The organism is Flavobacterium enshiense DK69 (assembly GCF_000498495.1).
GTDB lineage: Bacteria > Bacteroidota > Bacteroidia > Flavobacteriales > Flavobacteriaceae > Flavobacterium > Flavobacterium enshiense.
The window spans coordinates 1-526 of the sequence record NZ_AVCS01000018.1; the positions used below are offsets into that span (position 1 = coordinate 1).

Below are 526 nucleotides of genomic sequence, written 5' to 3' on the forward strand. Positions count from 1 at the left end.
TGTGAAACCAGCTGTAGTCAGTGTTTGATTGATACTGCTTCCTGTACCGGATGCAGCCCCTGACACGCCATTTGGCAGAACAGTCCAAGTAAATACCGTATTTGGCACATTGCTGATCAACACGATATTGGTTTTTTCGCCCGAACATAAGGTTGCCGAATCCGGACTGGCCTTAATAATAGGTTTAGGATAAACGGTAACGGTTACCGTTTTTGGCGTTCCATAACAGCCATTGTTAACTGGCGTAATGTTATATACGACCTGACCTACGATTGTGCCTGAAGCCGTCAGAACCTGGTTGATTGATGTCCCAGTTCCGTCTTGTGCCCCTGTTGCTCCACCTAACGCAACAACATTCCACATGAAAGTCGTGTTGGCAGTTGTACTTGACATAGTGATATTGGTCGATCCACCTGTACAAATAGATTGTGCTGTTACATTAGTACTCACAACCGGAATAGGGTTTACCGTTACTGTTACAGTCGTTGGATTTCCAATACAGCTACCTACAGCCGGTGTAATAGTA

At 45.1% G+C, this 526-nt stretch carries 1 protein-coding gene; it reads right to left on the reverse strand.

Features of this window, described 5'->3' with window-relative positions:
- Positions 1 to 526, reverse strand: a 526-nt coding sequence (locus FEDK69T_RS15940) for a PKD-like domain-containing protein (protein ID WP_162147251.1), incomplete at both ends; no start/stop codon positions are given.